Raw genomic sequence first — 24,680 nt, 5'->3', positions numbered from 1 at the left:
CTCTGCGACAAATCGTCCGCACACATCAGCAACTGTAGCGGCCACGTTACAGCCTGGTACAGAAGCTTGACGGTGCCTGTGCTGCCGCTTTACGCCCGCCTCTCGCTTTGTGCGCAATTCCTGATATTTTTGCCGCCATAACTCTCCGGCAGCCCTGTTTAGTGCTGTCATTACTTTGTTTCTCAGGCAGACATTTTGTTCCATGATGATGAGTAATACGCAAAACCGCTTCCTGCTGTTCATGCTGATTGTGCTGGTGGCGGTCGGGCAGATGGCGCAGACCATCTATGTGCCCGCCATGGCGAACATGGCAGAGGCGCTTAACGTACGCAGCGGCGCCATGCAGCAGGTGATGGCGGCCTATCTGATGACCTACGGCGGATCGCAGCTGATCTACGGCCCGTTGTCGGACAGTATTGGCCGGCGTCCGGTGATCCTCGCGGGCATGACGATCTTCGCGGCGGGCGCGCTGATCGCCCTGTTTGCGCCGTCGCTGAGTGTGCTGGTGCTGGGCAGTGCGGTGCAGGGACTGGGTACCGGCGTGGCTGGCGTGATGGCGCGCACCATGCCGCGCGATCTCTACTCCGGCATTGCGCTGCGCCAGGCCAACAGCCTGCTCAACATGGGCATTCTGGTCAGCCCGCTGCTGGCGCCGGTAATCGGCGCGCTGCTGACCCATCTGTTTGGCTGGCACGCCTGCTTTGCTTTCCTGCTGCTGCTGTGTGTTGGCGTAACGGCGGCGATGGCACGCTGGCTCCCGGAGACCCGTCCGGTGGATGCGCCCGCGACACCGTTTCTGCGCCGCTACATCACGCTGCTCAGCGACGGCAACTTTGTGCGTTATCTGCTACTGCTGATCGGCGCGCTGGCGGGCATTGCGGTATTTGAGGCCAGCTGCGGCGTACTGATGGCGGGCGTGCTGGGGCTGGACGGGCTGACGGTGAGTATTTTGTTCATCCTGCCGATTCCGGCGGCCTTTTTTGGTGCCTGGTTTGCCGGCCGCGAGCAGAAATCCTGGCATACGCTGATGTGGTACGGCGTGAACAGCTGCCTGCTGGCGGGCCTGCTGATGTGGCTGCCGGCGTGGTTTGGCGTGATGACTATCTGGACGCTGCTGGTGCCGGCCGCGCTGTTCTTCTTCGGCGCGGGCATGCTGTTTCCGCTGGCAACTTCTGGCGCGATGGAGCCCTACGCGTGGCTGGCCGGCAGCGCCGGTGCGCTGATCGGAGGCCTGCAGAATCTGGGTTCCGGTGTGGTTGCGTGGCTCTCAGCGCTGCTGCCGCAGCACGATCAGTCGAGCCTCGGTATGCTGATGTTTGTGACGTCGCTGGTGATGCTGCTGTGCTGGTGGCCGCTCTCGCGTCATCCGGAGAGCGGCAAACAGACGGTTACAGGATAAAAGGGTGCAGCGCTGCGTCTTTGCGGTCCAGATAGTGGATTGACTGAATGCGGCGAATGGTGCGCGATTTACCGCGCACCAGCAGCGTTTCGCTGGTGGCGATATTGCCCTGGCGCGTGATGCCCTTTAGCAGATCGCCCGTGGTGATGCCGGTCGCCGCGAAAATTACATTATCGTTACGCGCCATCTGTTGCAGCGTCAGCACTTCCCCGGCGTTGATGCCCATTTCGGCACAGCGCGCCAGCTCCTGCTCACCCAGACGGCGGTTTTCGGCCGAATCCCCTTTGACCTGATGACGAGCCAGCAGGCGCGCCTGCATGTCGCCATCCATGGCGCGGATCACCGCCGCCGACACCACGCCTTCTGGCGCACCGCCGATGCCATACAGCACGTCCACTTCGCTGTCCGGCATACAGGTAAGAATCGAGGCCGCCACGTCGCCGTCCGGGAAAGCAAACACGCGCACGCCCAGCTGCTGCAGCTGCGCGATGACCGCATCGTGACGCGGTTTGGCGAGAATCGACACCGTCAGCTGGCTAAGCGGTTTATTGAGTGCCTGCGCAATCGCCTGCAGATTGGTGGCGAGCGGCTGGTTGAGATCGATAGCGCCGCGCGCGCCCGGACCGACAATCAGCTTTTCCATATACATATCAGGTGCGTGCAGGAAGCTGCCTTTATCGCCCACCGCCAGCACCGCCAGCGCGTTGGCCTGGCCCATCGCAGTCATACGCGTGCCTTCGATAGGATCAACTGCAATGTCCACCGCATCGCCGTGGCCGGTACCGACTTTTTCACCAATGTAGAGCATCGGTGCTTCGTCGATTTCGCCTTCGCCAATCACGATCTGGCCGTCGATATTGATGGTGTTGAGCATAATGCGCATGGCGTTGACGGCGGCGCCGTCGGCGGCATTCTTGTCGCCGCGTCCTAACCAGTGATAGCCCGCTAACGCAGCGGCTTCGGTCACACGGGAAAATTCAATCGCGAGTTCTCGTTTCATGGTCTGCACCTGACAAAAAACAGGCGGGCAGTGTAGCACAGCGGGGCAGGGGGACGGGAAAAACCCGCGGCAGGGCGCCGCGGGTCAGCACAGTGTTACTCTTCTTCTTCCCACGCCTGGGCGCGCGCCACGGCTTTTTTCCAGCCGGCATAGCGCACGTTGCGTTCGGTGGTTTCAATGCTTGGACGGAATTCGCGTTCCACCACGGCTTTAGCACGAACTTCCTCCAGATCGTTCCAGAAGCCGACCGCCAGACCGGCGAGGTAAGCTGCACCCAGCGCGGTTACTTCGCGCACTTCCGGACGCTCCACGCGCGTGCCGAGAATATCGGACTGGAACTGCATCAGGAAGTTGTTGGCCACCGCACCGCCATCTACACGCAGCGACTGCAGGCGGGTATCGGCATCGTTCTGCATCGCTTCCAGCACATCACGCGTCTGGTAAGCGATGGACTCCAGCGTGGCGCGAATGATGTGGTTGGCATTGGCACCACGGGTCAGGCCGAAGATTGCGCCGCGCGCATACGGGTCCCAGTACGGTGCGCCGAGACCGGTAAAGGCCGGCACCATGTACACGCCATTGGTGTCTTTGACTTTCATCGCGAAGTATTCGGAGTCGCCCGCATCGCTGATCAGCTTCATCTCATCGCGCAGCCACTGAATGGACGCACCACCGATGAACACGGCACCTTCCAGCGCGTAGTTCACCTCGCCGCGTGGACCGCAGGCGATGGTGGTCAGCAGACCGTGAGTCGAAGTAACCGCTTCGGTACCGGTGTTCATCAGCATAAAGCAGCCGGTGCCGTAAGTGTTTTTCGCCATGCCAGGCTGCACACACAGCTGGCCATACAGCGCAGCCTGCTGGTCACCGGCGATACCGGCGATAGGAATACGCGTGCCGCCCTTACCGCCAATGTTGGTCTGGCCGTAGATTTCGGACGATCCTTTCACTTCCGGCAGCATTTCACGCGGAATATCCAGAATCTCCAGCATGCGCGCATCCCACTCCAGCTTGTGGATGTTGTACATCATGGTACGCGATGCGTTGGTGTGATCGGTGATGTGCACGCGGCCCTGGGTCATTTTCCACACCAGCCAGGTGTCGACGGTGCCAAACAGCAGTTCGCCGCGTTTTGCCCGCTCGCGCGCGCCTTCCACATGGTCGAGAATCCACTTCACCTTGGTGCCGGAGAAGTACGGGTTAATCACCAGACCGGTGGTGTGCTGGATGTACTCTTCCAGACCCTCTTTCTTCAGCTTGTTACAGTAGTCGGCGGTACGCGGATCCTGCCAGACGATGGCGTTGTAAATTGGTTTGCCGGTCTCTTTGTCCCAGACAATCGCGGTTTCACGCTGGTTGGTGATACCGATGGCGGCGATCTGGTCAGAACGGATATCAGCGTGTGCCAGCACTTCCACTAGCGTGGAGCTCTGTGAGGCCCAGATGTCCATCGGATCGTGTTCAACCCAGCCGGCTTTCGGGTAGATCTGGGTGAATTCGCGCTGTGAGACGGCGACGATGTTGGCGTCATGATCGAGCACCACGGCACGTGAGCTGGTTGTGCCCTGATCGAGCGCGACAATATATTTTTTATCAGTCGTAGTCATTATGGTTTCCTGATGATTAACGATGAAACTTACGCTTTACGCTGCTCAGCGCGCGCGACCGGTTTTTCTGTTTTACTGGTTTCTGCAAGGTTGCCCGGCAGGTGACGGCCAATCAGCGCACGGTAACCGAAGGCACCGAGGCAGGCGCCGACCAGCGGGCCAAAAATTGGCACCAGGAAGTAAGGAATATCTTTACCACCGGTGAACGCCACGTTACCCCAGCCAGCGAAGAAGGCGAACAGCTTCGGACCGAAGTCACGCGCCGGGTTCAGGGCGAAGCCGGTCAGCGGACCCATGGAACCGCCAATCACCGCCACCAGCAGACCAATCAGCAGCGGCGCCAGCGGGCCACGCGGTACGCCGTTGCCGTCGTCGGTCAGCGCCATGATCACCGCCATCAGCACGGCGGTAATTACCATTTCCACCAGGAACGCCTGCGCCACGGTGATGTGCGGGTTCGGATAGGTGGAGAAGATACCGGCCAGATCGAGGCTTTGCACGCTGCCGCGTACCATCTGGTGGCTGGCTTCGTAATCAAAGAACAGATTGTAGTAAAGACCGTAGACCAGCGCCGCCGCACAGAACGCGCCAGCGATTTGCGACACAATATAAGGTAAAACTTTGCGGCCTTCGAAGTTGGCGAATAGGCACAGGGCAACCGTGACTGCCGGATTGAGGTGAGCGCCGGATACGCCTGCGCTCAGATAAACCGCCATGGAGACAGCAAGACCCCAGATGATACAAATTTCCCACTGGCCGAATGCGGCACCGGCCAGCTTCAGCGCCGCCACACAGCCGGCACCAAAAAAGATGATCAAACCGGTACCGAGAAACTCGGCGATGCACTGACCTTTGAGTGTGTTCGTTGTCTGACTCATAATGGAATTCCTGAAGCGAGGTTAAATTTTATCAGTTTTTGTTCTCAATCCTTGAGTCGCCCAGCTCTAATGTAGGGTTGATGTGAATTTATCGTTAACGAGCATAAACGAGAAATAGCGAAATCGAATTTTGTGTGCCGTGTCATAAAAATGCGCGTTTTCGCGTCTTTTGCCTGTGTTTAGGGCCAAAAACCCCCGCTGCGCTGCACCCTGCGCGTGTGACCGCGCGCAAAATGCGCGAAGTTGCGCGTTTTCCAGGTATAAACTGAAAAGTGTTACAGACTTCCCTCGCAGGCCTTGTGCTGCTGGACTTGCCGGGTGTGGCTACATACAATCGGGACATCGTGGCTGGACGCACTATTTTAAGGCACGCCCGGTCTATCAACGCCTTGCACGATTTAGGAGAGGTCAGAAAGATGTCATTTGAAGTATTCGAGAAACTGGAAGCGAAAGTACAGCAGGCGATTGATACCATCACCCTGCTGCAGATGGAAATTGAAGAGCTGAAAGAGCAGAACAATAACCTGAAAAATGAAATGAGCCAGGCATCCGGCAATCACGAAGCGCTGGCGCGTGAAAATCAGCATCTGAAAGAAGAGCAGCATGTATGGCAGGAGCGCCTGCGTGCACTGCTGGGAAAAATGGAAGAAGTTTAAGCCTCAGCGCTTAAACCAACGGGTGCCGCGGCACCCGTTTTTGTTTGTCGCTTACTCGATGTCGAGTGCGTCTTCAGACAGGATCATGCCGGTGTTGTCGGCGTAGAGATGATCGCCGGAGAAGAAGGTGACGCCGCCGAAGTTAACCCGCACGTCGCTCTCGCCGATGCCTTCGCCTGCGGCGCCAGCCGGAATGGCCGCAATCGCCTGAATGCCGATCTCCAGCTCTTCCAGTTCATCGACCTGGCGAACCGAGCCGTACACCACGATGCCTTCCCACTCGTTTTGCGCCGCCAGTCTTGCTAACTGAGCGTCAACCAGCGCGCGCCGCACCGAGCCGCCGCCATCGACCAGCAGCACGCGACCGCGACCGTTCTCTTCGAGCAGGTCATACAGCAGGCCGTTGTCTTCGAAACATTTCACTGTGGTAATTTGACCACCGAATGAGGTGCGCCCACCAAAGTTCGAAAAAAGCGGTTCAACAACGTTCACTTCTTCATGGTAGATGTCGCAGAGTTCAGATGTATCGTATTTCATAGGGATGTCGTCTGTTTGCCACAGGAGCGGTAAGTATATCGCTATCTGACGATTGTTGGCAAAATCATCAACCGCCAAAAAAAGCGCTGCATCAATATCCTGCGTAATATTTTGTCTGCGGCGGAGAGAACAGCGGCGCGTGGCGACAGCGCCGCAGGGGAAGCGTTACACGGCGGGCTTCTTGAAGGCCTGCTTGTGCGAGATACGGGAAATCAGCTCGGTCAGCGACAGCACCATGGTGGATCGCACCATCTGCAGGTAGCGCTGCTGCTGCATGGCGCGCAGCGCGGCGTCGTCGCGGGTGAAATCGGGTTGCGGCGGCCAGGCCAGCACGCAGTGCAGTTCGCCGAACGGGCCGAGTATTTCATCGTCGGTAAAGCGGTAGTCGCTGGTGTCGTGATTCAGCTCCTCACGCAGCGCCAGCAGCAGCTCGCAGTCTTCGTATTCGTGGCGATTGATCACCCCCAGGCCGTAGATAAGCTTCAGGCGTACCGAGAGCTCGCCCAGCGGGCCGTCGCCCAGCAGCAGCGGTTCCACCGCATATTTCACCGCGTAGTCGTCTTTGCGAAAGACCTGCAGCACCAGCAGATTGACTGCTTCCGCCAACAGTTCGACAGCGGCGATCAGGAAGCTTCTCACCGAACGACCGGCGTTCAGCCGCTCAAGCACCCGGTTTTCAAAAGCCTGCTTCTCTTCCATTATTGCCTGCATCATTCAGCTACCGTCGACGGGCACGCGGCTGCCGTGCCCGAATTGACCACTAAAGGGCGCGCATTATGCCATAGCGTGGTAAGCGCTCACCACTGAGCTCACCACTTCGCTATTGGCATCAAGGCCAGAAATCTCCGCCAGCGCCGCCTGTGGGCCTTTCTGCGCGATCAGTGACGCCAGCTCCTGCGCCTGCGGATCGGCTTCGCTGCGATAGTGCATCGCGGCGGCAATGCCCTGCACCAGGCTGGCGTGCGGCAGCTGATACTCCAGCGTGCCCAGCGTCGGCTTGATCAGGCGATCGCCGGCGCTCAGCTTACGCAGCGGCTGACGGCCGACGCGCTCGACGTCATCTTTCAGGTACGGGTTTTCGAAACGCGTCAGGATTTTCTGGATATACGCGGCATGTTTCTCCGCATCGAAACCATAACGCTTGATCAGCACCGCGCCGCTCTCCTGCATCGCGCCCTGCACCACGGCACGCACTTTCTGGTCGAGAATGGCTTCGCGAATGGTGGCGTGACCGGCGAGCTGGCCGAGATAAGCGGTAATGGCGTGACCGGTGTTGAGGGTAAACAGCTTGCGCTCGACGAACGCCATCAGGTTATCAGTCAGCTCCATGCCAGGAATGTCCGGCAGCGCGCCTTTAAACTGGGTTTTGTCGACGATCCACTCGCTGAAGGTTTCTACGGTAACTTCCAGCGGATCGGTGCTGCCGGCTTCAGATGGCGGCACGATGCGGTCAACTGCCGAATCAACAAAGCCAACATGCTCTTCAACCCACGCATGATACTGCGGCGGCAGCGCCTTCAGTACGTGCTGCTTCAGCTGGCTGGTGCCGCGCACCATGTTTTCACAGGCGATGATATTCAGCGGACGGACATTACCGTTGTCACTGCGTTTGGCCAGACCCTGCGCCACGCTGCCCGCGATGCGCTCAAGGATCTGCGGACCAACCGCCGTGGTAACGATATCAACCTCAGCAATCAGCGTGACGATGTCGTCGCTGGTGCTGTTCACCGCGCTGACGCCGGTAACGATTTCAACCTGCGCCTGCTCGCCCACCACGTGAACCGGATACTCATGACGGGCGTTAAGGGCATCAAGCACCACCTGATTCACATCAGCAAACACCAGTTCGATACCGGCATCCGCCAGCAGCTTACCGATAAATCCACGGCCGATGTTACCTGCTCCAAAATGTAACGCTTTCATAAATTTGACCCATATCAAATGACGAAAGGGCGGGCATGTCCGCCCCGGAAAGTGGGGACGGGCTTGCCCGCCCCAGGGAAGTTAAACCGCGAATTACGCGTTGGCAGTGCTGCCAGACAGCAGATCCAGCACGTCCTGCACGCTGGTGGTGTTCGCCAGCTTCTCAATTACGCTGTCGTCATCGAGCGCATTGGTCAGGCTGGTGATCACCTGAATGTGTTCGTTATTGCGTGCGGCAATACCAATCACCAGTCGCGCGACTTCGTCCGGCTCATCGCCAAACTGCACGCCGGCCGGATACTGGCAGAATACCACGCCGGTTTTCAGCACGCGGTCTTTGGCTTCAACGGTGCCGTGCGGCACGGCGATGGATTCACCGAGGTAGGTTGGCGTCAGCTGCTCGCGCGCCAGCATCGCTTCAACGTATTCCGGCTGCACGTAGCCGCCTTTCACCAGCTGCTCGCCGGCGAAGCGAATCGCCTGCTCTTTATTGCTGGCGCTCAGGCCGAGGAACACGTTATCAGCGCCCAGTTTGAACAGGTGCGCGCTGCCGTCGTCATAGCTGTCTGCCAGCGCGGTCTGCACTGTTTCACGGTGGGCTTCGCTGCGGTTCGCCGCCACCAGACGCTCAGTCAGGTTGGTGTACAGCGCGCTGTCGAGGAAGTTGTTCAGCGAGATGTGCTGCGCCTGTGGCGCCTGACGCATCGCACGTTCGGTCAGATCGCGGTGAGTAATCACCAGATCGACATCGCCCGGCAGCGAGTTAATCGCGCTGTTGGTCACCGAGATATTGCTCAGGCCCGCATCCTGCACTTTCTTGCGCAGCACGCCTGCACCCATCGCGCTGGAGCCCATACCGGCATCACAGGCGACGATGATTTTGCGCACGTGGCTGACGTCAACGCTGCTGGCATCGGCAACCACCGGTGAACCGGCAACGGCCTGGCCTTTTGACTGCGCTTTCATGTCTTTCATGCGCTGGGTCGCCGCTTCAATGTCGTCTTCTTCTTTTACTTTGCTGGTTTTCAGCAGAATCGAGGAGACCACGAAGGAGACGGCGAAAGCCGCAACGATAGCCGCGATGTTAGCGAAGTAAGCGCCTTTTGGCGTCATCGCCAGCACGGCCAGAATCGAACCTGGTGAGGCCGGTGATACCAGACCGCCATTCAGCAGCGTCAGGGTGAACACGCCGGTCATACCGCCGAGGATCACTGCCAGCAGCAGGCGCGGCGCCATCAGCACGTACGGGAAGTAGATTTCGTGGATACCGCCAAGGAAGTGGATGATCGCTGCACCGCCCGCCGACTGCTTGGCGCTGCCGCGGCCGAAGATCATATAAGCAACCAGCACGCCCATACCCGGACCCGGGTTCGCTTCAATCAGGAAGAAGATCGATTTGCCCGCTTCGCTGGCCTGCTGGATACCCAGCGGCGAGAAGATACCGTGGTTGATGGCATTATTGAGGAACAGGATTTTCGCCGGTTCAACAAAGATTGAGGTCAGCGGCAGCAGGTTGTTCTGCACCATCAGGTTTACGCCGGCGGCGAGAATGTGTGACAGACCTTCTACCAGCGGACCGATAGCGAGGAAGGCCAGCAGCGCCAGCAGCATACCGATAATACCGGCCGAGAAGTTGTTGACCAGCATCTCGAAGCCGCTTTTGATTTTGCCGTCAACCGCGCGGTCAAACGACTTGATCGCCCAGCCGCCCAGCGGACCGGCAATCATCGAGCCAAGGAACATCGGCATATCGGCACCGACGATCACGCCCATGGTGGTGATGGCACCGACCACGCCGCCGCGATCGCCACCCACCAGACGACCACCGGTGAAGCCGATGAGCAACGGCAGCAGGTAGGTAATCATCGGGCCGACCAGCTTGGCCAGCGTTTCGTTAGGAATCCATCCGGTTGGAATGAACAGTGCTGTGATGATACCCCAGGCGATAAACGCACCGATGTTTGGCATCACCATATTACTCAGAAAGCGACCAAAGCTCTGAACCTTGACCTTGACTGATGAGGACATAAACCCACCCCTTATTGAGACGCGCTGCAATAAGAGAGCGCGTTTGTTTTTGTTAAGACGTTACGGCGGGGGCCGTGGCATTACTGTATGCACGCGGACTCTAGCACTAGTTGATTACGCTGCGTAGCGTCAGGAAAAAGTGTGATATATATCACGCTAAGTTGGGGTGGGCAGGGGGATTAAAGGTGACTTTGATCACAAAAATACCCTGTAAGAAAGCAACGCCGGCGAAAAAATGCGCGCAACAGCGGTAGAAATGTGACAAAAATCACCTTTCACCTGGGCCGTTTTGTTTCACAAATGTGATTGAGATCACAAACTATTTTTGGTTGAAAATGCGCCAGATCACACTCTGTGCTGACAGAAAAAGGCGATGTAAGGAAGTGACGAAAATCTGAAAAAGCGGGCAGTGGAGAACTGCCCGCTGAGCGGCTTACTGCAAACCACCCTGTACGGCATTTTGTGCCTGGGTCAGCGCCTGCGTATTGCTGGCGAGATTACTCATCAGCGTGTTGTATTGCGTGGCCTGCTCCTGCGTCGGGAACTGAACGCCGCCGTCATTGAAGCTGACGCGCGCGCCCTGCGACTGCAGATAATCGCCGGCCTGAACTGCCGACTGGCTCAGCGCCTGCAGCTGCGGCAGCAGCGGGATCAGCGTGCTGGCTGGCTGAGTCACCACTTTGGCGTACACGCTGTCGTACACTTTCTTCAGATCGTCCGGCTGCTTCAGCGTGGCTTTGCTGCTGTCGGCCTGCATTTTGGCGCTCTGAATCTGCTGCGTCAGCACGCTCAGATTGCCGCTCGCCTGGCGCAGGCTGTCGCGGCGTGTCAGATAATCCTGCGGCACGCGGATGGCCGCCAGCTCATCAACCACCGGGCGCATGCCCTGGTCCACCGCCTGATTCACCTGCTGCGAGAAGCCATACAGGATGGCGTAATCACTGGCGTAGTTACCGAAGGTTTGCTTCTGGTTTTCGCTCAGGCTGGGCAGATGTTCACCGCTGCGCATCACGGTGTTTTGCAGAAAATCAGTAAAGGCTTTGCGCTGATCGCCCTCTTTATCGCCGCAGGCGGTAAGCTGCAGCACAAGTAGCACGCCGGTCAGCAGCATGCCGCTACGCATCCAGATGCGGGAAATTCCTGACGCCATAATTCAACTCCTGTTGTGACGATGGCTAAATTCGATTCGCTGGGAAAGGTCCTAAAGAATAGTGCAATGGCCCCGGCTGTACAACGGCTGGTCTGCAGTGCTTCACGCTGGTGCGTGCCTGCTGCACAACTGTGCAGCGCAGCCTGCCTGCGAGCGCAGCGCTGTGCAATAACATATGTAATTCAGGCTGATAGCAACCTGGCATTGATATTGCCTGCTTTCTGGCAGATGCAGGAGCGATCGCGGGCAACCGACGTCGCCACACAATTTGCAATGGGTCACTAGGGTTCCGATCGCGAGATGCTGGTCCGAGAGTGACCGACCGTCCTCTGACGGTTACACGGCGGGAAAAAAGCCCGGGAGGAAAGCGAGAACGTTGCTCGCCGCCTCCTGCCTGATTTTCGTCCGTTAACGCCAGAGGAATCATCATGATTAAAGCCTGTCTGCGCCTGCTGCTGATTTGCAGCGTCGCCCTGTTCAGCGTTCCGTCGCTGGCCGCCGCTAAACCATCCTTTAAACTTTGCTGGTCCATCTACGCTGGCTGGATGCCGTGGGATTACGCCCAGCAAAGCGGCATCGTGAAAAAGTGGGCCGATAAGTACGGCATCGATATTCAGTTTGTGCAGGTTAACGACTATATCGAGTCGGTCAATCAGTACACCGCGGGTGGCTTTGACGGCTGCACCATGACCAATATGGATGCGCTGACCATTCCGGCCACTGGCGGCGTCGACAGCACCGCGCTGATTGTCGGCGACTACTCCAACGGCAACGACGGCATTCTGCTTAAAGGCGCGGACAGCGTCAGCGCGCTGAAAGGCAAACCCATCAACCTCGTCGAACTCTCGGTCTCACACTATCTGCTGGCGCGCGCGCTGGAGAAATCCGGCATGAGCGAGAAAGACGTCAGGGTGGTTAACACCGCCGATGCCGATCTGGTGGCGGCGTTTGGCACTGCTGACGTTAACGCCATCGTCACGTGGAATCCGCTGCTGGCGGAAGCAGAGAAGCAGCCGGACAGCCATCTGGTGTTCTCCTCGGCGCAGATCCCGGGCGAAATCCTTGACCTGCTGGTAGTCAACACCGCCACGCTCAACAAATATCCTCAGCTCGGCAAAGCGCTGACCGGTGCCTGGTACGAGACGCTGCACAGCATGGCCGGACAGAGCGACAGTGCCAAAGCGGCGCGCACGCAGATGGCGCAGGCATCCGGTACCGATCTGGCCGGTTTTGATCAGCAGCTTGCCGCGACACACCTGTTCAGCGATGCCAAAACCACGCTGGATTTTGTCGATAGCCCGCAGTTAAAAGCCACGATGCAGCTGGTGGCCGAATTCTCCTTTAAACACGGTCTGCTGGGCGAAGGCGCGCCGGGGGCCGATGCGGTAGGGGTCGCTACCCCGGCCGGTAACTGGGGCGATGCCGGCAACATCAAACTGCGCTTTACCGACACCTTCACCAAACTGGCCGCCGCCGGTCAGCTGTAAGCGAGGCGCTGCCGATGCGTAAATTGATCAACTACCAACCGCTGCCGCTCGGCCGCCTGCTGCTTGGCATTCTGCCGCTGCTGGCGGTGCTGCTGGTCTATCTGTTCGCGTCGGATGCGCGTCTCAGCCTGAACGCGGCAGACAAACTGCTGCCGGGATTTAACGCTATGGGCGAGGCCATCAGCCGGATGGCGTTTCAGCCCAGCCCGCGCACCGGCGAGTATCTGCTGTGGAGCGATACCGCCGCCAGCCTGCTGCGTTTGCTGAGCGGCGTTGCTATCAGCGCGCTGCTGGCGCTGGCAATCGGCCTGTTCACCGGCGCGCTGCCGGTGGTGCGCGCGGTGCTGGCACCGCTGGTGACGCTGTTTGCGCTGGTGCCGCCGCTGGCGATTCTGCCCATTCTGTTTATCTGCTTTGGCCTTGGCGAAGTCTCCAAAGTGGTGCTGATCGTTATCGGCATCACGCCGCTGATCGCCCGCGATCTGCAGCTGCAGGTGCAGAAAATCCCGCAGGAGCAGCTGGTCAAAGCGCAGACGCTGGGTGCGCATAGCGCGCAGATTCTGTGGCGGGTGATTCTGCCGCAGCTGATGCCGCGCCTGTGCGATGCGGTGCGGCTGTCGCTCTGTTCGGCGTGGCTGTTCCTGATTGCTGCCGAAGCGATTGCGGCCACGGAAGGTCTCGGTTATCGCATCTTCCTGATGCGCCGCTATCTGGCCATGGATGTGATTCTGCCGTACGTGGCATGGATTACCCTGCTGGCCTTTGCCCTCGACCTGCTGCTGCGGCTCGTCAGCCGACGCTGCTGGCCGTGGTATCACGCCAAATAAGGAGCGCGCGATGCCCTTACTGCAACTGAAAAATCTGGAAAAACACTACGGCGATCAGGTGGTGCTGGAGCGGCTGAATATGCAGGTCGAGCGCGGCGAATTCGTGGCGATTGTCGGCGCCTCCGGCTGCGGCAAAACCACGTTTCTGAATATGCTGCTCGGCACCGAAGCGCCGACCAAAGGCGAGCTGCTGCTGGATGGCGCACCGATTCCCGACGAGCCGGATGCCCATCGCGGCGTGGTGTTTCAGCGCTACTCGGTGTTTCCGCATCTGACGGTGCTCGGCAACGTGATGCTGGCTGACGAGTTCAGCAGCGCACGCTGGCTGGGACGCGTCTGGGGACGCAAACGTCAGGCGATTCGCCAGCGCGCGCAGGCAATGCTGGCGCAGGTCGGACTGGAACAGGCGCAGAGCAAATATCCGCATCAGCTGTCGGGCGGCATGCAGCAACGTCTGGCCCTGGCGCAGGCGCTGATGAAACAGCCGCGCATTCTGCTGCTGGATGAACCTTTTGGCGCGCTCGATCCCGGTATTCGCAGCGAGATGCATCAGCTGATCACCCAGCTGTGGCAGCAGCATCAGCTGACCATTTTCATGATCACCCACGATCTGAAAGAGGGCTTCAGCCTCGCGTCACGCCTGCTGGTGTTCGACAAACTGCGCCACGATCCGCACGCGCCGCAAGCCTGGGGCGCCACTATCACTTACGACCTGCCGCTGGATCGCACTCAGCCCGCCGCTGAAGTGCTGTCCGCAACGCAGGTGGCTTAAAGGAGAGCACGATGCAGCCATACCAAACCCTGCTGCCCGCCGGGGCGCACTGGTCATTTGTCATGCGCAGCGGCAGCGCGCTGACGCTGACCGATGTGGAGGGCGGCGCCAGCGCCAGCCTGCTGTTTTATAACCCGGAAAACCTGCTGGAGCGCTATAACGCGCCGGACACGCTCAAGTGCCAGCACACTTTCCGGCTCACCGCCGGCCACTGTCTCTACTCGGACATGGGGCGCATTTTCTGCGGCATTGAATACGACAGTTTCGGCTGGCACGAGAGCGTGTGCGGCACGCTGAACGCGGCACAAACGGCTGCGCGCTATGGGGTCAGCGACTATCAGCAGGCGCGTAACCTGCGCCATCAAAACGGCTACGACAGCTTCCTGGTCGAGCTGGCGAAATATGGCCTTGGCCAGCGCGACATGGCGGCCTGCCTCAATCTGTTTGCGCAGGTACGCGCCGATGACAGCGGGCGCTTAACGCTGGAGCGGCAGGGCGAAGCCGGCGCGCAGGTTCGGCTGCGTTTCGCCATGGACACGCTGGTGCTGCTGCACACCTGTCCGCACCCGCTCAGCCCGGCGAGCGATTATCCGCGCCAGCCGCTGCAGCTGACGCTGGATGCGCAGCGCGCTCCGCTGCCGGAAATCTGTCTGCAGCGCGCGGAAAACCAGCGCGGCCTGCGCAATAACGCCCTCTATCAACTGCAGGGAGAAGTGTGATGATTAAAGAGAGTGAACGAAACCCGGCGCAGGCGCGTCTGCAGCAGCAGATCGACGCCGGTGATTACTGGCTGCAGCGCATTGCCGCCGGAGAAACGCTGCGCATTACCGATCTGGAAGGCAATCAGGCGGCGGACACGCTGTTTTTTAATGCCGACGATACCGCCGAGCGCTACAGCATGAGCGAGACGCTGCGCGGCCAGCACAACGTGTTTCTCACGGCCGGCAGCGTGCTGCGTTCTAATCTTGATCGGCCGATGCTGACCATCACCGCCGATACCTGTGGCCGTCACGATACGCTCGGCGGCGCCTGCTCGTGCGAGAGTAATACGGTGCGTTATGACCTCGAAAAGCGCCACATGCACTCCTGCCGCGACAGCTGGATGCTGGCGGTCGCCGCGCATCCGGAGTCTGGCCTGACGCGCCGCGATATCACGCACAACATTAACTTCTTTATGAATGTGCCGGTGACCCACGACGGCGGCCTGACGTTTGCCGATGGCATCTCCGCGCCGGGTAAGTATGTTGAGATGGTGGCGCAGATGAACATTCTGGTGCTGATCTCCAACTGTCCGCAGCTCAACAATCCCTGTAACGGTTACAACCCGACGCCGATTGCCGTCAGCGTGTGGTGATTCTCTGACGCAACGGGACGACCCGTTTTACGCCGTCACAGCTGGTGCAGGACGACCTGCCGCAATAAGAGTATTCAGTCATGATTGATCGCGTATTGATTGCCAACCGTGGCGCGATTGCCGTGCGTATCATCCGTACCCTGCAGGCCATGAATATCCGGGCGATTGCCGTCTATGCCGAAGCCGATCGCCATGCGCGCCACGTGCGGCTGGCCGATGAAGCCTGGTCGCTGGGCGAGGGCCAGGTGCGCGACACCTATCTCAACCAGGACAAACTGCTGGCGATTGCCGCGCAGAGCGGCGCGCAGGCGCTGCATCCGGGCTATGGCTTTCTCAGTGAAAAACCGGAGTTCGTCACGCGCTGCGAAGCGGCGGGCCTGCATTTTCTCGGGCCGGATGCGGCGCAGATGCGGGCGTTTGGCCTGAAACATCGCGCGCGTGAGCTGGCGCAGCAGAACGCGGTGCCACTGCTGCCGGGCAGCGGGCTGCTGACCTCCCTGCAGCAGGCACAGGCCGCCGCGCAACAGATTGGCTATCCGGTGATGCTGAAAAGCACCGCCGGCGGTGGCGGCATTGGGATGCAGCGCTGCAACAGCGCGGACGAGCTGGAGGAAGCCTTTACCCGCGTAAAACGTCTGGCAGGTAACAATTTCGCCGACGATGGCGTGTTTTTAGAGAAATTTATCGCCCGGGCGCGCCATATCGAAGTACAGATTTTTGGCGATGGCCACGGCAACGTGATTGCGCTGGGCGAACGCGATTGCTCGGCGCAGCGCCGTAATCAGAAGGTGCTGGAGGAGACCCCCGCGCCGCGGCTCAGCGATGCGGTGCGCGCGCAGTTGCAGGCCACCGCCGTACGGCTGGCGCGTGCGGTTAACTATCGCAGCGCTGGCACGGTGGAGTATGTCTACGATGAGGTCAGCCAGCAATTCTGGTTCCTCGAAGTGAATACCCGCCTGCAGGTCGAGCATGGCGTCACTGAACTGGTGTACGGCGTGGATCTGGTGCGCTGGATGGTCGAACTGGCGCAGCAGCGCCTGCCGCCGCTGGCGACGCTGCAACCGGTGGCGCAGGGCCATGCTATTCAGGTGCGGCTGTACGCTGAGGATCCGGCGAAGCAGTTTCAGCCGAGCGCCGGGCTGCTCAGCCACGTGCAGTTCCCGACGGCGCTCGATCACGCCACGCTGCGCATCGACAGCAGCGTAGAGAGCGGCATGGAGGTTTCACCGTTTTACGATCCGATGCTGGCGAAGATCCTCGTGCACGCGGCCGATCGCCAGCGCGCGCTCGACGGCATGATCGCGGCGCTGGCGCAGAGTGAGCTGTATGGCATCGAGACCAACCTGCGCTGGCTGCGTCAGCTCTGTACGCTGCCGGACGTGCAGCAGGGGCGCATCATTACCGCCACGCTCGGCAGCGTGGCGTGGCAGCCGCCGACGCTGGATATCCTCAGCGGCGGTACCCTCACCACGGTGCAGGATGCGCCGGGCCGCGTCGGCTACTGGCACGTCGGCGTACCGCCTTCCGGGCCGTTCGACAGCCGCGCCTTCCAGCTCGGCAATCGCCTGCTGGGTAATGAGGCCCAGGCGGCCGGGCTGGAAATCACGCTGCGCGGTCCGACGCTGCGCTTTAATCAGGCGTGCAGCTTTGTGCTGAGCGGCGCGCCGCTGGCAGCCACCCTCGACAGCCAGCCGCTGGCGATGCATCAGGTGCTGCATGCGCAGGCCGGGCAAACCCTGACGCTGGGCGACGTGCGCGACGGCTGCCGCAGCTATCTGCTGCTGGCGGGCGGGCTGGATACACCGCGCTATCTGGGCAGCCGCAGTACCTTTACGCTGGGTAAGTTTGGCGGTCACGCCGGGCGGGCGCTGCGCGCCGGCGACGTGCTGCAGCTGGCCGCGCCGCGTCAGGCTGCGGCGGCGCGCCTGCCTGAGACGCTGCTGCCGCCGCTTAACGGTGAATGGCAGCTGCGCGTTATTTATGGTCCGCACGGCGCACCTGCCTTCTTTACCGATGACGATATCGACGAATTTTTCGCTGCTGAGTGGCAGGTGCACTACAACTCCAGCCGCACCGGGATTCGGCTGATCGGCCCGAAACCTGACTGGGCACGCAGCGACGGCGGCGAGGCGGGCATGCATCCGTCCAATATTCACGACAACGCCTATGCCTTTGGCACGGTAGATTTTACCGGTGATATGCCGGTGATCCTTGGTCCGGACGGCCCTTCGCTGGGCGGCTTTGTCTGTCCGGCGACGGTGATCGACGCCGATCTGTGGAAGCTGGGTCAGCTCAAAGCGGGCGATCGACTGCGCTTTGTGCCGATCGCCCTTGCTGATGCCGATCGTCTGGCGCAGGCGCAGCGTCGTGAGATCGCGCATCTGCAACCGGATGCGGTGCGCGTGGTGCCAGCGCTGCCGCTGATCGATCCAATATTGCACCAGCATGCAGCAACCGCCGGGCGGCCTGCACTGTGCGTGCGCGCCGCGGGTGACCGTTTTCTGCTGGTGGAGTATGGCGCGCTGACACTGGACATTGCGCTGCGTTTCCGCGTTCACGCCCTGATGCAGTGGCTGGAGGCGCATCCGCTGGCGGGTCAGCTGGAGCTGACGCCCGGCATCCGCTCGTTACAGGTGCATTATGATGCGCAGCAGTGCGCAAGAAGTGAGCTGTTGGCGCAAATTTTGCACGCTGATAATCTGCTGGGCGACCTCGCCGACGCGGCTGTGCCGTCGCGCACCGTGTGGCTGCCGCTCAGCTGGGATGATGCCGCCTGCCGTGAAGCCGTAACACGCTATAGCCAGTCGGTGCGTTCGAATGCGCCCTGGTGCCCGAGCAACATTGAGTTTATCCGGCGCATCAACGGGCTCGATAGCGTGGAGGCGGTGAAACAGATTGTGTTCAGCGCCTCGTATCTGGTGATGGGGCTGGGCGATGTCTATCTCGGCGCGCCGGTGGCAACGCCACTCGATCCGCGTCACCGCCTGGTGACCACCAAATACAATCCGGCGCGTACCTGGACGGCGGAAAACTCGGTGGGCATCGGCGGCGCGTATCTGTGTGTTTATGGCATGGAAGGGCCGGGCGGCTATCAGTTCGTCGGACGTACGTTGCAGATGTGGAATCGCGATCGCCGCACCAGCGCCTTTACCCAGCCGTGGCTGCTGCGCTTCTTCGACCAAATCCGTTTTTATCCGGTCAGTGCCGACGAACTGCTGCAAATCCGCGAACGTTTCCCGTGGGGCGATTACCCGCTGCGCGTGGAAGCCGGGGAATTTCGCCTCGCCGACTATCAGGGGCTGCTGACTGCCCAGGCGACGGAGATCGACGCATTCCAGCAGCAGCGTCAGCAGGCGTTTGACGCCGAGCTGGCACGCTGGCGCGCCGATGGCCAGTTCACCTTCGACAGCCAGCTGCAGGCGCAGAGCAGCGAGGAAGTGGTGGTGCCGGCGGGCTGCCACAGCGTGGAGAGCCAGGTGGCGGGCAGCGTGTGGCAATGGCTGGTGGCGGAAGGCAGTGATGTGACCGCGGGTGCCACGGTAGGCATTCTCGAATCCATGAAGATGGAAATCCCGATCGTGGCGCCGGTCAGTGGCAAAATCCACAGCCTGCAACGCCAGGCCGGGCAGCAAGTGCAGGCGGGTCAGTTACTTATGGTGATCGATCCGTTTGCAGTATAAGAAAGAAGAAAAAATAATCAGGAAACAGGCAGCAAAACCGGGGATCTGACCCATACTTAGAGACCCGGTTCAATGTTGCATTGCCCTGACATCTTTTCGCAGTGTGCAACAGGCTGTGTCCCGTAACGGTTTCATTAAAACACTATTTTCGCCCTGATAAGGGAAAACTGTTTCGGGATACAGCCTGATAAGGCCGGTTTCAGCGCCTGGTGGCGCTTACCTCTCTACTTTCACGTGCTTCATAGTGAGTTTTAAGGAGTTCTCTATGGAAATAAAAGATCCAATGGTCGAATTACTCAGCAGTCTTGAGCAAATTGTTTTGACACGTGATGCACAGACTCCCGTATCAGAAATTGCACTCAATACCGTTTCCGTTCCCGAACCGCAGCGTTTACGCGAGATGACCGGCATGCAGGTGGATGAATTCGCCCGCGTGATGGGGGTGAGCGTCTCGTCAGTAAAAAGCTGGGAAGCGCAACGTACGCGCCCATCCGCCACGGCTCGCAAACTGATGAAACTGCTGCAGGCCAATCCGTATCTGGGCCGACAGCTGCTGGAATAACGCCGACTATCGGTTCTCTGTGACCCGCCTGCACGGCGGGTTTTTTTAGCTTAAGCCACCGTATTTCGCCGCCTGTTTGACAAACCAGCTCTCCGGCACGCTGTACGGCGGTTTTGCCAGCTGCGCGATGCCCTGTTCAATGATGTGATTCGCCTGCTGCCACAAACGCCGATCGCCCTGCTGTAACAGCTGAATCTGAATCTGTTTCTCCACCAGGTAAACCCGGGCAAAGTTGGGATCGAACTGCACGATGGCACGGGTGTTATCGATGATATCGGCCAGCTTGATGGTTTGCGCTTCGGGCGAGGCTTCGGCAGTGTGGCGAAAGTGTGCCAGCTTACGGGCGGTACGATTTTTCGCCTGCGGCTGGGCGCTGTCGGTGAGCATGTCCACCAGATGTGCAACGCGCGCACCAAAGTGTTCTTCAATATCCTGTAAAGTACTGGCGGTGTCCTCCACCGTGTCGTGCAGCCAGGCGGCAGCGATCATCGCTTCGTCATCGCTGACGCTGCGCACCAGCTCCGCGACGGCAGCCGGATGCACAATATAGGGTTCGTCGGTGTATTTACGACGCTGGCCCGCATCGGCATGTGCCTGCGTGGCATAACGGCGCGCCTGCTCTTCCAGTGAATCACGCATCTTCACACTCCAGGAAAAAGTTGCTTGCAATTATCTAGCGCGCTATCTATATTGAGTCGCATGAACAGTAATCAAGATGACAAAAAAGTGAAGCCTGCGCCACTCCAGCTTGATCAGCATCTGTGTTTCGCGCTCTATTCGGCGAACCTGGCGATGCATAAAGTCTATCGCCAGCTGCTGGCGGCGCTGGAGATCACCTATCCGCAATATCTGGTGATGCTGGTGCTGTGGCATCAGGATGATCTGACGGTATCGGAGATTGGTGAAAAGCTGTTTCTCGATTCGGCCACCCTGACGCCACTGCTGAAACGACTGGAGAGCGCTGGTCTGCTGCGCCGCCAGCGTTCGCGTCAGGATGAGCGTCAGGTCGTGGTTACGCTGACCGACCAGGGACGCGCGCTGCAGGAAAAAGCCGCCAGCATTCCGGAAGCGGTACAGTGCGCGACCGCCTGCGATACCGACACCATGGCGGCGCTGAAACAGCAGCTGGACGATCTGCGCGGCAACCTGAATCGCGCCACCTGAGCATCAGGGATGTCGCTGCGGCGGCATTCTGAGAGTGAAGTTTTCCCCTGTGCCTTATAAATAGCACGCGATTATATAGCGAATAGTGAGGTTATGATGTCTTTAGAAAAAGTGATTTACACCGCCAAAGCCAAAGCAACCGGTGGCCGCGATGGCCGCGCCACCTCGTCTGATAACGTGCTGGACGTGAAGCTGGGCGTGCCAAAAGAGATGGGCGGCGCGGGCGGCGAGGTGACGAACCCGGAGCAGCTGTTTGCTGCCGGCTACTCTGCCTGCTTCCTCGGCGCGATGAAGTTTGTTGCCGGCCGCGACAAAATCGCCATGCCAAAAGACGCGTGGATTGAGGGCGAAGTAGGGATTGGCCCTATCCCCACCGGTTTTGGCATTGAAGCAAAACTGAATATCCATCTGCCAGAGATGGACGCGGCGGAAGCGCAGAAGCTGGTTGATGCGGCACACATTGTTTGTCCGTACTCAAACGCGACGCGCGGCAACATCGACGTGACGCTGAATATCATCAACTAAGTTGATGCCTGCATAAAAGGCTCCTGCGGGAGCCTTTTTTATCACGAACAACATCCCGCATCCCATCGAACTAAAGAATTTTCTGGTCTTACCATTGGTTAAATGTTCTACTGCTGCGCTCCGTGCATCATCGTAATTATTTGGGTTCAGATTCGTCCCGATCCTACTCGCCAGGTCACGCTTTTCTGCTACGCAAGCGAACCTTACGCTCTTTGCACAGTCACATTTACGGTTGAAGCATCGACACCAGGTCGGGAACAGAAATTTATATGAATTACATTAAAAGTTTAACGCAGCAAAAGTTGTCGCTTTTGCTGGCGCTCTATCTTGGCATCTTATTGAATTTGCCAATCTTTTATCGCCGTTTTGACGGCTTCTTAACGAAATCTACCGTCACCAACTGGTTATCCGCCGCGGCGGAAGTGACCGCTGCCGTACTGCTGACCTTCTTCCTGATGCGACTGCTGTCGCTGGGTGGCAAATGGTTTTATCGCGTGATCGCCAGCCTGCTGGTGGTGATTTCGGTGGCCGCCGCCTATTACATGGCGTTCTTTAACGTGGTGATCGGTTACGGCATCGTGGCGTCGGTCATGACCACCGATGTCGATCTCTCTAAAGAGGTTATCGGGCTGCACTTTGTGCTGTGGATGGTGCTGGTGAGCGCACTGCCGCTGCTGCTGATCTGGCGCAATAACCTGAGCCTGACGCTGATTGAACAGCTGAAAACTCCCGGTCAGCGCCTGAAACCTACAGTGATCCTGCTGCTGAGCGTAGCGCTGGTATGGCTGCCGATTCGCTACTTCGACAAACTGCAAAAAGCCAATGAAGAGATCACCAATATCGACCTGCCAAGCTATGGTGGCGTAGTGGCGCACTCTTATCTGCCTTCGAACTGGATTGCGGCGCTGGGCCTGTTCGCCTGGACCAAGGTGGATGAGAAGCTGGACAGCCAGGAGTTGCTCGATCCGGCGAAGAAGTTTACCTATATAGCGCCGCCTGGCATTGACGATACCTATGTGGTGTTTGTGATTGGCGAGACCACGCGCTGGGATCACATGGGCATGCTGGGCTATAACCGCGATACCACGCCGAAGCTGTCGAAAGAGAAGAATCTGGTGGCATTCCGCGGTGAATCCTGTGATACCGCCACCAAGCTGTCGCTGCGCTGCATGTTTGTGCGCGAGGGCGGCACCATGGATAACCCTGGCCGTACGTTGAAAGAGCAGAACATTTTTGCGGTGATGAAAGAGCTGGGCTTCACCTCCGAGCTGTTCGCCATGCAGAGCGAAGTGTGGTTCTACGACAACGCCGATGTGAATAACTTCTCGTTCCGCGAGCAGATTGGTTCTGAGAAGCGCAATCAGGGCAAAGCGGTGGACGATATGCTGCTGGTGCCGGAGCTGCAGGCTTCGCTGCAGCGCTTCCCGAAAGGCAAGCATCTGGTGGTGTTGCACACGAAAGGTTCACACTATCTCTATTCGCAGCGTTATCCGCGCGAGTTTGCCCGCTATCAGCCTGAGTGTATCGGCGTGGACGATAAGTGCAGCAAAGCTCAGCTGATTAACGCCTACGACAACTCGATTCTGTATGTTGATACCATGCTGGACAGCGTGCTGGATCAGCTGCGTGATAAGAAGGCGATTGTGTTCTATGCCGCGGACCACGGTGAGTCGATCAGCGAAAATATGCACCTGCACGGTACGCCGCGCGAGATGGCGCCGCCGGAGCAGTTCCGCGTGCCTATGATTGTCTGGGCGTCTGATAAGTATTTGCAGGACCCGACTAACCGCAGCAACTTTGAGCGGTTACAGGCGCAGCAGCGCGTCGGCAAAACCCATCGTCATGTTGAGCTGTTCGACACCATTTTAGGGTGTCTGGGTTATACCTCGCCGGATGGCGGTATTAAAGCAGCGAATAACTGGTGCCAGGCACCTGCCACTGCCAGCAGTGCGAAAGCGCTGTAATTCGTGCCTGGATCTTATTGAGCAGGCAGGTGTTTAAGGCACTGCTTGCTTTCCAGGCAATCAGGCGGATTTTCGGGAAAAGGGATTGACGCTCTAAAGTCACGGCAGTAATATTCGCCCCCATCGGCGAGTAGCGCAGCTTGGTAGCGCAACTGGTTTGGGACCAGTGGGTCGGAGGTTCGAATCCTCTCTCGCCGACCATCATTCAAGAAACCTGCTTTGCAAAAAGCAGGTTTTTTTTCGTCTGTGGCAAATAGAGGATGAGAACCTCCGAAGGAGGTTTGAGCCGAGCGCAGCGAGACAACGTTGCGTCAGCAACGGCCCGCAGGGCGCTTCTCGCAGAGAAGCGTAATCCTCTCTCGCCGACCATCATTCAAGAAACCTGCTTTGCAAAAAGCAGGTTTTTTTTCGTCTTTAGCAAATAGAGGATGAGAACCTCCGAAGGAGGTTTGAGCCGAGCGCAGCGAGACAACGTTGCGCCAGCAACGGCCCGCAGGGCGCTTCTCGCAGAGAAGCGTAATCCTCTCTCGCCGACCATCATTTAAGAAACCTGCTTTGCAAAAAGCAGGTTTTTTTTCGTCTGTCGTTTTTGCAGTTTCAGGGTGAAATACGGGACCGCTCCGTAAAGACGCTGTCTCGTCCCTGATCGCTCGGCACACGCCATCCCTGGCGTGTGACGCTTTACTCCGCGGCCCCGCATTCCACCCTTTATCCGGCTTCGGTGATGGCTGAAGGTTTATTGGCTGCCGTGCACATCCCCCAGGTGCGTATAAATACGCACCCTACAAAAGTGCATAATCCTGTAGGGCCGCCATTCATGGCGACCGGATGGCCGCGCCGGAATCCACGCTCATCATTCAGCGGCATATTCCCTGTAGGGTCGCCATTCATGGCGACCGGATGACCATGCCGGAACCCACGCCCATCATTAATGGCGATCTGATGGGGCTTTCCCTGAACCAGACTCACATCCCGGCAGCAATTAAGCAAAGTCATCAATTTACGCGTTCCATTAATCATCACCGGGATAAACCGTATTATCCTTCAACACCGCTCTTCATCCCTTGCTGCATCAAAGCACCTCTCTTAATTCGCGACACATTCTGCTTATGACCGGCTTTTGCTTTTTGCTGATTTCTTATGCCATTACGCCAGCATATTTCGCTG

22 protein-coding genes, 1 tRNA gene, 2 other RNA genes and 1 riboswitch are annotated in these 24,680 nt (G+C 58.9%); of the genes, 16 read left to right on the top strand and 9 right to left on the bottom strand.

Translation table 11 applies throughout. The annotated features are described in order from the left end of the window. The first annotated feature begins 205 nt into the window (after positions 1-205). On the top strand, positions 206-1,399 hold the full coding sequence (gene emrD, locus ABVR31_RS18755) for a multidrug efflux MFS transporter EmrD (RefSeq protein WP_275044624.1): 1,194 nt from the start codon (positions 206-208) through the stop codon (positions 1,397-1,399). Here emrD and glpX read toward each other — a convergent pair. The 3 genes from glpX to ABVR31_RS18740 form a co-directional block, all read right to left on the bottom strand. After that, entirely contained in the window at positions 1,389-2,399 is a 1,011-nt protein-coding gene (glpX, locus tag ABVR31_RS18750) for a class II fructose-bisphosphatase (RefSeq protein ID WP_141497161.1), read from the bottom strand. The genes emrD and glpX overlap by 11 nt on opposite strands. 95 nt (positions 2,400-2,494) lie before the next feature. Next, positions 2,495-4,006, bottom strand: a complete 1,512-nt coding sequence (gene glpK, locus ABVR31_RS18745; protein WP_021507040.1) for a glycerol kinase GlpK — start codon at positions 4,004-4,006, stop codon at positions 2,495-2,497. A 29-nt stretch (positions 4,007-4,035) separates the two neighbouring features. Next, positions 4,036-4,884, bottom strand: coding sequence for an MIP/aquaporin family protein (locus ABVR31_RS18740; protein WP_021507039.1), 849 nt, complete (start codon positions 4,882-4,884; stop codon positions 4,036-4,038). A gap of 416 nt (positions 4,885-5,300) precedes the next feature. Here ABVR31_RS18740 and zapB point away from each other — a divergent pair, with 416 nt between their 5' ends. Then, positions 5,301-5,540 (top strand): cell division protein ZapB, encoded by a 240-nt coding sequence (zapB, locus tag ABVR31_RS18735; protein ID WP_021507038.1) that lies wholly within the window; start codon positions 5,301-5,303, stop codon positions 5,538-5,540. A 51-nt stretch (positions 5,541-5,591) separates the two neighbouring features. On the opposite strand, the gene rraA is transcribed toward zapB, so the two are convergent. The 5 genes from rraA to ABVR31_RS18710 all read right to left on the bottom strand — a co-directional run bounded on the left by rraA (position 5,592) and on the right by ABVR31_RS18710 (position 11,178). Continuing rightward, the gene (rraA, locus tag ABVR31_RS18730; protein WP_021507037.1) at positions 5,592-6,077 is read right to left on the bottom strand and encodes a ribonuclease E activity regulator RraA; all 486 of its coding nucleotides are present in this window, start codon (positions 6,075-6,077) and stop codon (positions 5,592-5,594) included. Between the two features lie 165 nt (positions 6,078-6,242). Further along, positions 6,243-6,791, bottom strand: coding sequence for a mannitol operon repressor MtlR (gene mtlR, locus ABVR31_RS18725; protein ID WP_193717991.1), 549 nt, complete (start codon positions 6,789-6,791; stop codon positions 6,243-6,245). A 60-nt stretch (positions 6,792-6,851) separates the two neighbouring features. Beyond that, positions 6,852-8,000 carry a mannitol-1-phosphate 5-dehydrogenase gene (gene mtlD / locus ABVR31_RS18720; protein ID WP_288444346.1) on the bottom strand — a complete coding sequence of 383 codons (1,149 nt, stop codon included), beginning with the start codon at positions 7,998-8,000 and terminating at the stop codon, positions 6,852-6,854. Positions 8,001-8,093: 93 nt separating this feature from the next. After that, positions 8,094-10,028 (bottom strand): PTS mannitol transporter subunit IICBA, encoded by a 1,935-nt coding sequence (locus tag ABVR31_RS18715; RefSeq protein WP_058771034.1) that lies wholly within the window; start codon positions 10,026-10,028, stop codon positions 8,094-8,096. 433 nt (positions 10,029-10,461) lie between these two features. Next, positions 10,462-11,178, bottom strand: a complete 717-nt coding sequence (locus ABVR31_RS18710) for a DUF3053 domain-containing protein (protein ID WP_010616539.1) — start codon at positions 11,176-11,178, stop codon at positions 10,462-10,464. A gap of 270 nt (positions 11,179-11,448) precedes the next feature. Then, positions 11,449-11,543: riboswitch (guanidine-I (ykkC/yxkD leader) on the top strand. 63 nt (positions 11,544-11,606) lie between these two features. On the opposite strand from ABVR31_RS18710, the gene ABVR31_RS18705 reads away from it, so the two are divergent. The 7 genes from ABVR31_RS18705 (at position 11,607) to ABVR31_RS18675 (ending at position 19,860) form a co-directional block, all read left to right on the top strand. Beyond that, the gene (locus ABVR31_RS18705; protein WP_058758070.1) at positions 11,607-12,665 is read left to right on the top strand and encodes a putative urea ABC transporter substrate-binding protein; all 1,059 of its coding nucleotides are present in this window, start codon (positions 11,607-11,609) and stop codon (positions 12,663-12,665) included. Positions 12,666-12,679: 14 nt separating this feature from the next. After that, the gene (locus ABVR31_RS18700) at positions 12,680-13,492 is read left to right on the top strand and encodes an ABC transporter permease (RefSeq protein ID WP_058771035.1); all 813 of its coding nucleotides are present in this window, start codon (positions 12,680-12,682) and stop codon (positions 13,490-13,492) included. Positions 13,493-13,502: 10 nt separating this feature from the next. Next, complete coding sequence (locus ABVR31_RS18695; protein WP_058758072.1) at positions 13,503-14,264, top strand: ABC transporter ATP-binding protein; 762 nt, start codon at positions 13,503-13,505, stop codon at positions 14,262-14,264. Positions 14,265-14,275: 11 nt separating this feature from the next. Further along, positions 14,276-14,983, top strand: a complete 708-nt coding sequence (locus ABVR31_RS18690) for an urea amidolyase associated protein UAAP1 (protein WP_215800484.1) — start codon at positions 14,276-14,278, stop codon at positions 14,981-14,983. Beyond that, positions 14,983-15,618, top strand: a complete 636-nt coding sequence (locus ABVR31_RS18685; protein WP_021507029.1) for an urea amidolyase associated protein UAAP2 — start codon at positions 14,983-14,985, stop codon at positions 15,616-15,618. Before ABVR31_RS18690 ends, ABVR31_RS18685 begins: the two co-directional genes overlap by 1 nt. An 80-nt stretch (positions 15,619-15,698) precedes the next feature. Continuing rightward, positions 15,699-19,298, top strand: a complete 3,600-nt coding sequence (gene uca / locus ABVR31_RS18680; protein WP_372773801.1) for an urea carboxylase — start codon at positions 15,699-15,701, stop codon at positions 19,296-19,298. Between the two features lie 265 nt (positions 19,299-19,563). After that, positions 19,564-19,860: an HTH-type transcriptional regulator gene (locus ABVR31_RS18675; RefSeq protein WP_021507026.1), complete on the top strand. Its 297-nt coding sequence runs from the start codon at positions 19,564-19,566 to the stop codon at positions 19,858-19,860. A 45-nt stretch (positions 19,861-19,905) separates the two neighbouring features. Here ABVR31_RS18675 and ABVR31_RS18670 read toward each other — a convergent pair whose 3' ends face one another. Then, positions 19,906-20,499: an HD domain-containing protein gene (locus ABVR31_RS18670; protein ID WP_021507025.1), complete on the bottom strand. Its 594-nt coding sequence runs from the start codon at positions 20,497-20,499 to the stop codon at positions 19,906-19,908. Positions 20,500-20,559: 60 nt separating this feature from the next. On the opposite strand from ABVR31_RS18670, the gene ABVR31_RS18665 reads away from it, so the two are divergent. From ABVR31_RS18665 to ABVR31_RS18635, 7 genes are all read left to right on the top strand, one after another. After that, positions 20,560-21,024 carry a MarR family winged helix-turn-helix transcriptional regulator gene (locus ABVR31_RS18665; protein WP_010616544.1) on the top strand — a complete coding sequence of 155 codons (465 nt, stop codon included), beginning with the start codon at positions 20,560-20,562 and terminating at the stop codon, positions 21,022-21,024. Positions 21,025-21,120: 96 nt separating this feature from the next. Next, positions 21,121-21,549: an organic hydroperoxide resistance protein gene (locus tag ABVR31_RS18660; protein ID WP_021507024.1), complete on the top strand. Its 429-nt coding sequence runs from the start codon at positions 21,121-21,123 to the stop codon at positions 21,547-21,549. 269 nt (positions 21,550-21,818) lie between these two features. Beyond that, entirely contained in the window at positions 21,819-23,513 is a 1,695-nt protein-coding gene (eptB, locus tag ABVR31_RS18655; RefSeq protein ID WP_222951426.1) for a kdo(2)-lipid A phosphoethanolamine 7''-transferase, read from the top strand. 124 nt (positions 23,514-23,637) lie between these two features. Beyond that, positions 23,638-23,714: transfer RNA gene (locus tag ABVR31_RS18650), tRNA-Pro, on the top strand. 38 nt (positions 23,715-23,752) lie between these two features. Then, positions 23,753-23,882: non-coding RNA, RtT sRNA (locus tag ABVR31_RS18645), on the top strand. 38 nt (positions 23,883-23,920) lie between these two features. After that, positions 23,921-24,050, top strand: a non-coding RNA gene (locus ABVR31_RS18640) — RtT sRNA. A gap of 291 nt (positions 24,051-24,341) precedes the next feature. Continuing rightward, positions 24,342-24,626 carry a hypothetical protein gene (locus tag ABVR31_RS18635; RefSeq protein WP_222951425.1) on the top strand — a complete coding sequence of 95 codons (285 nt, stop codon included), beginning with the start codon at positions 24,342-24,344 and terminating at the stop codon, positions 24,624-24,626. Positions 24,627-24,680 lie beyond the last annotated feature (54 nt).

Source organism: Pantoea sp. WEP (assembly GCF_041678305.1).
Taxonomy (GTDB): Bacteria; Pseudomonadota; Gammaproteobacteria; order Enterobacterales; family Enterobacteriaceae; genus Pantoea; species Pantoea dispersa.
Note: the sequence above shows the minus strand (reverse complement) of the source record. Positions and strands in the feature narration are given on the sequence as shown.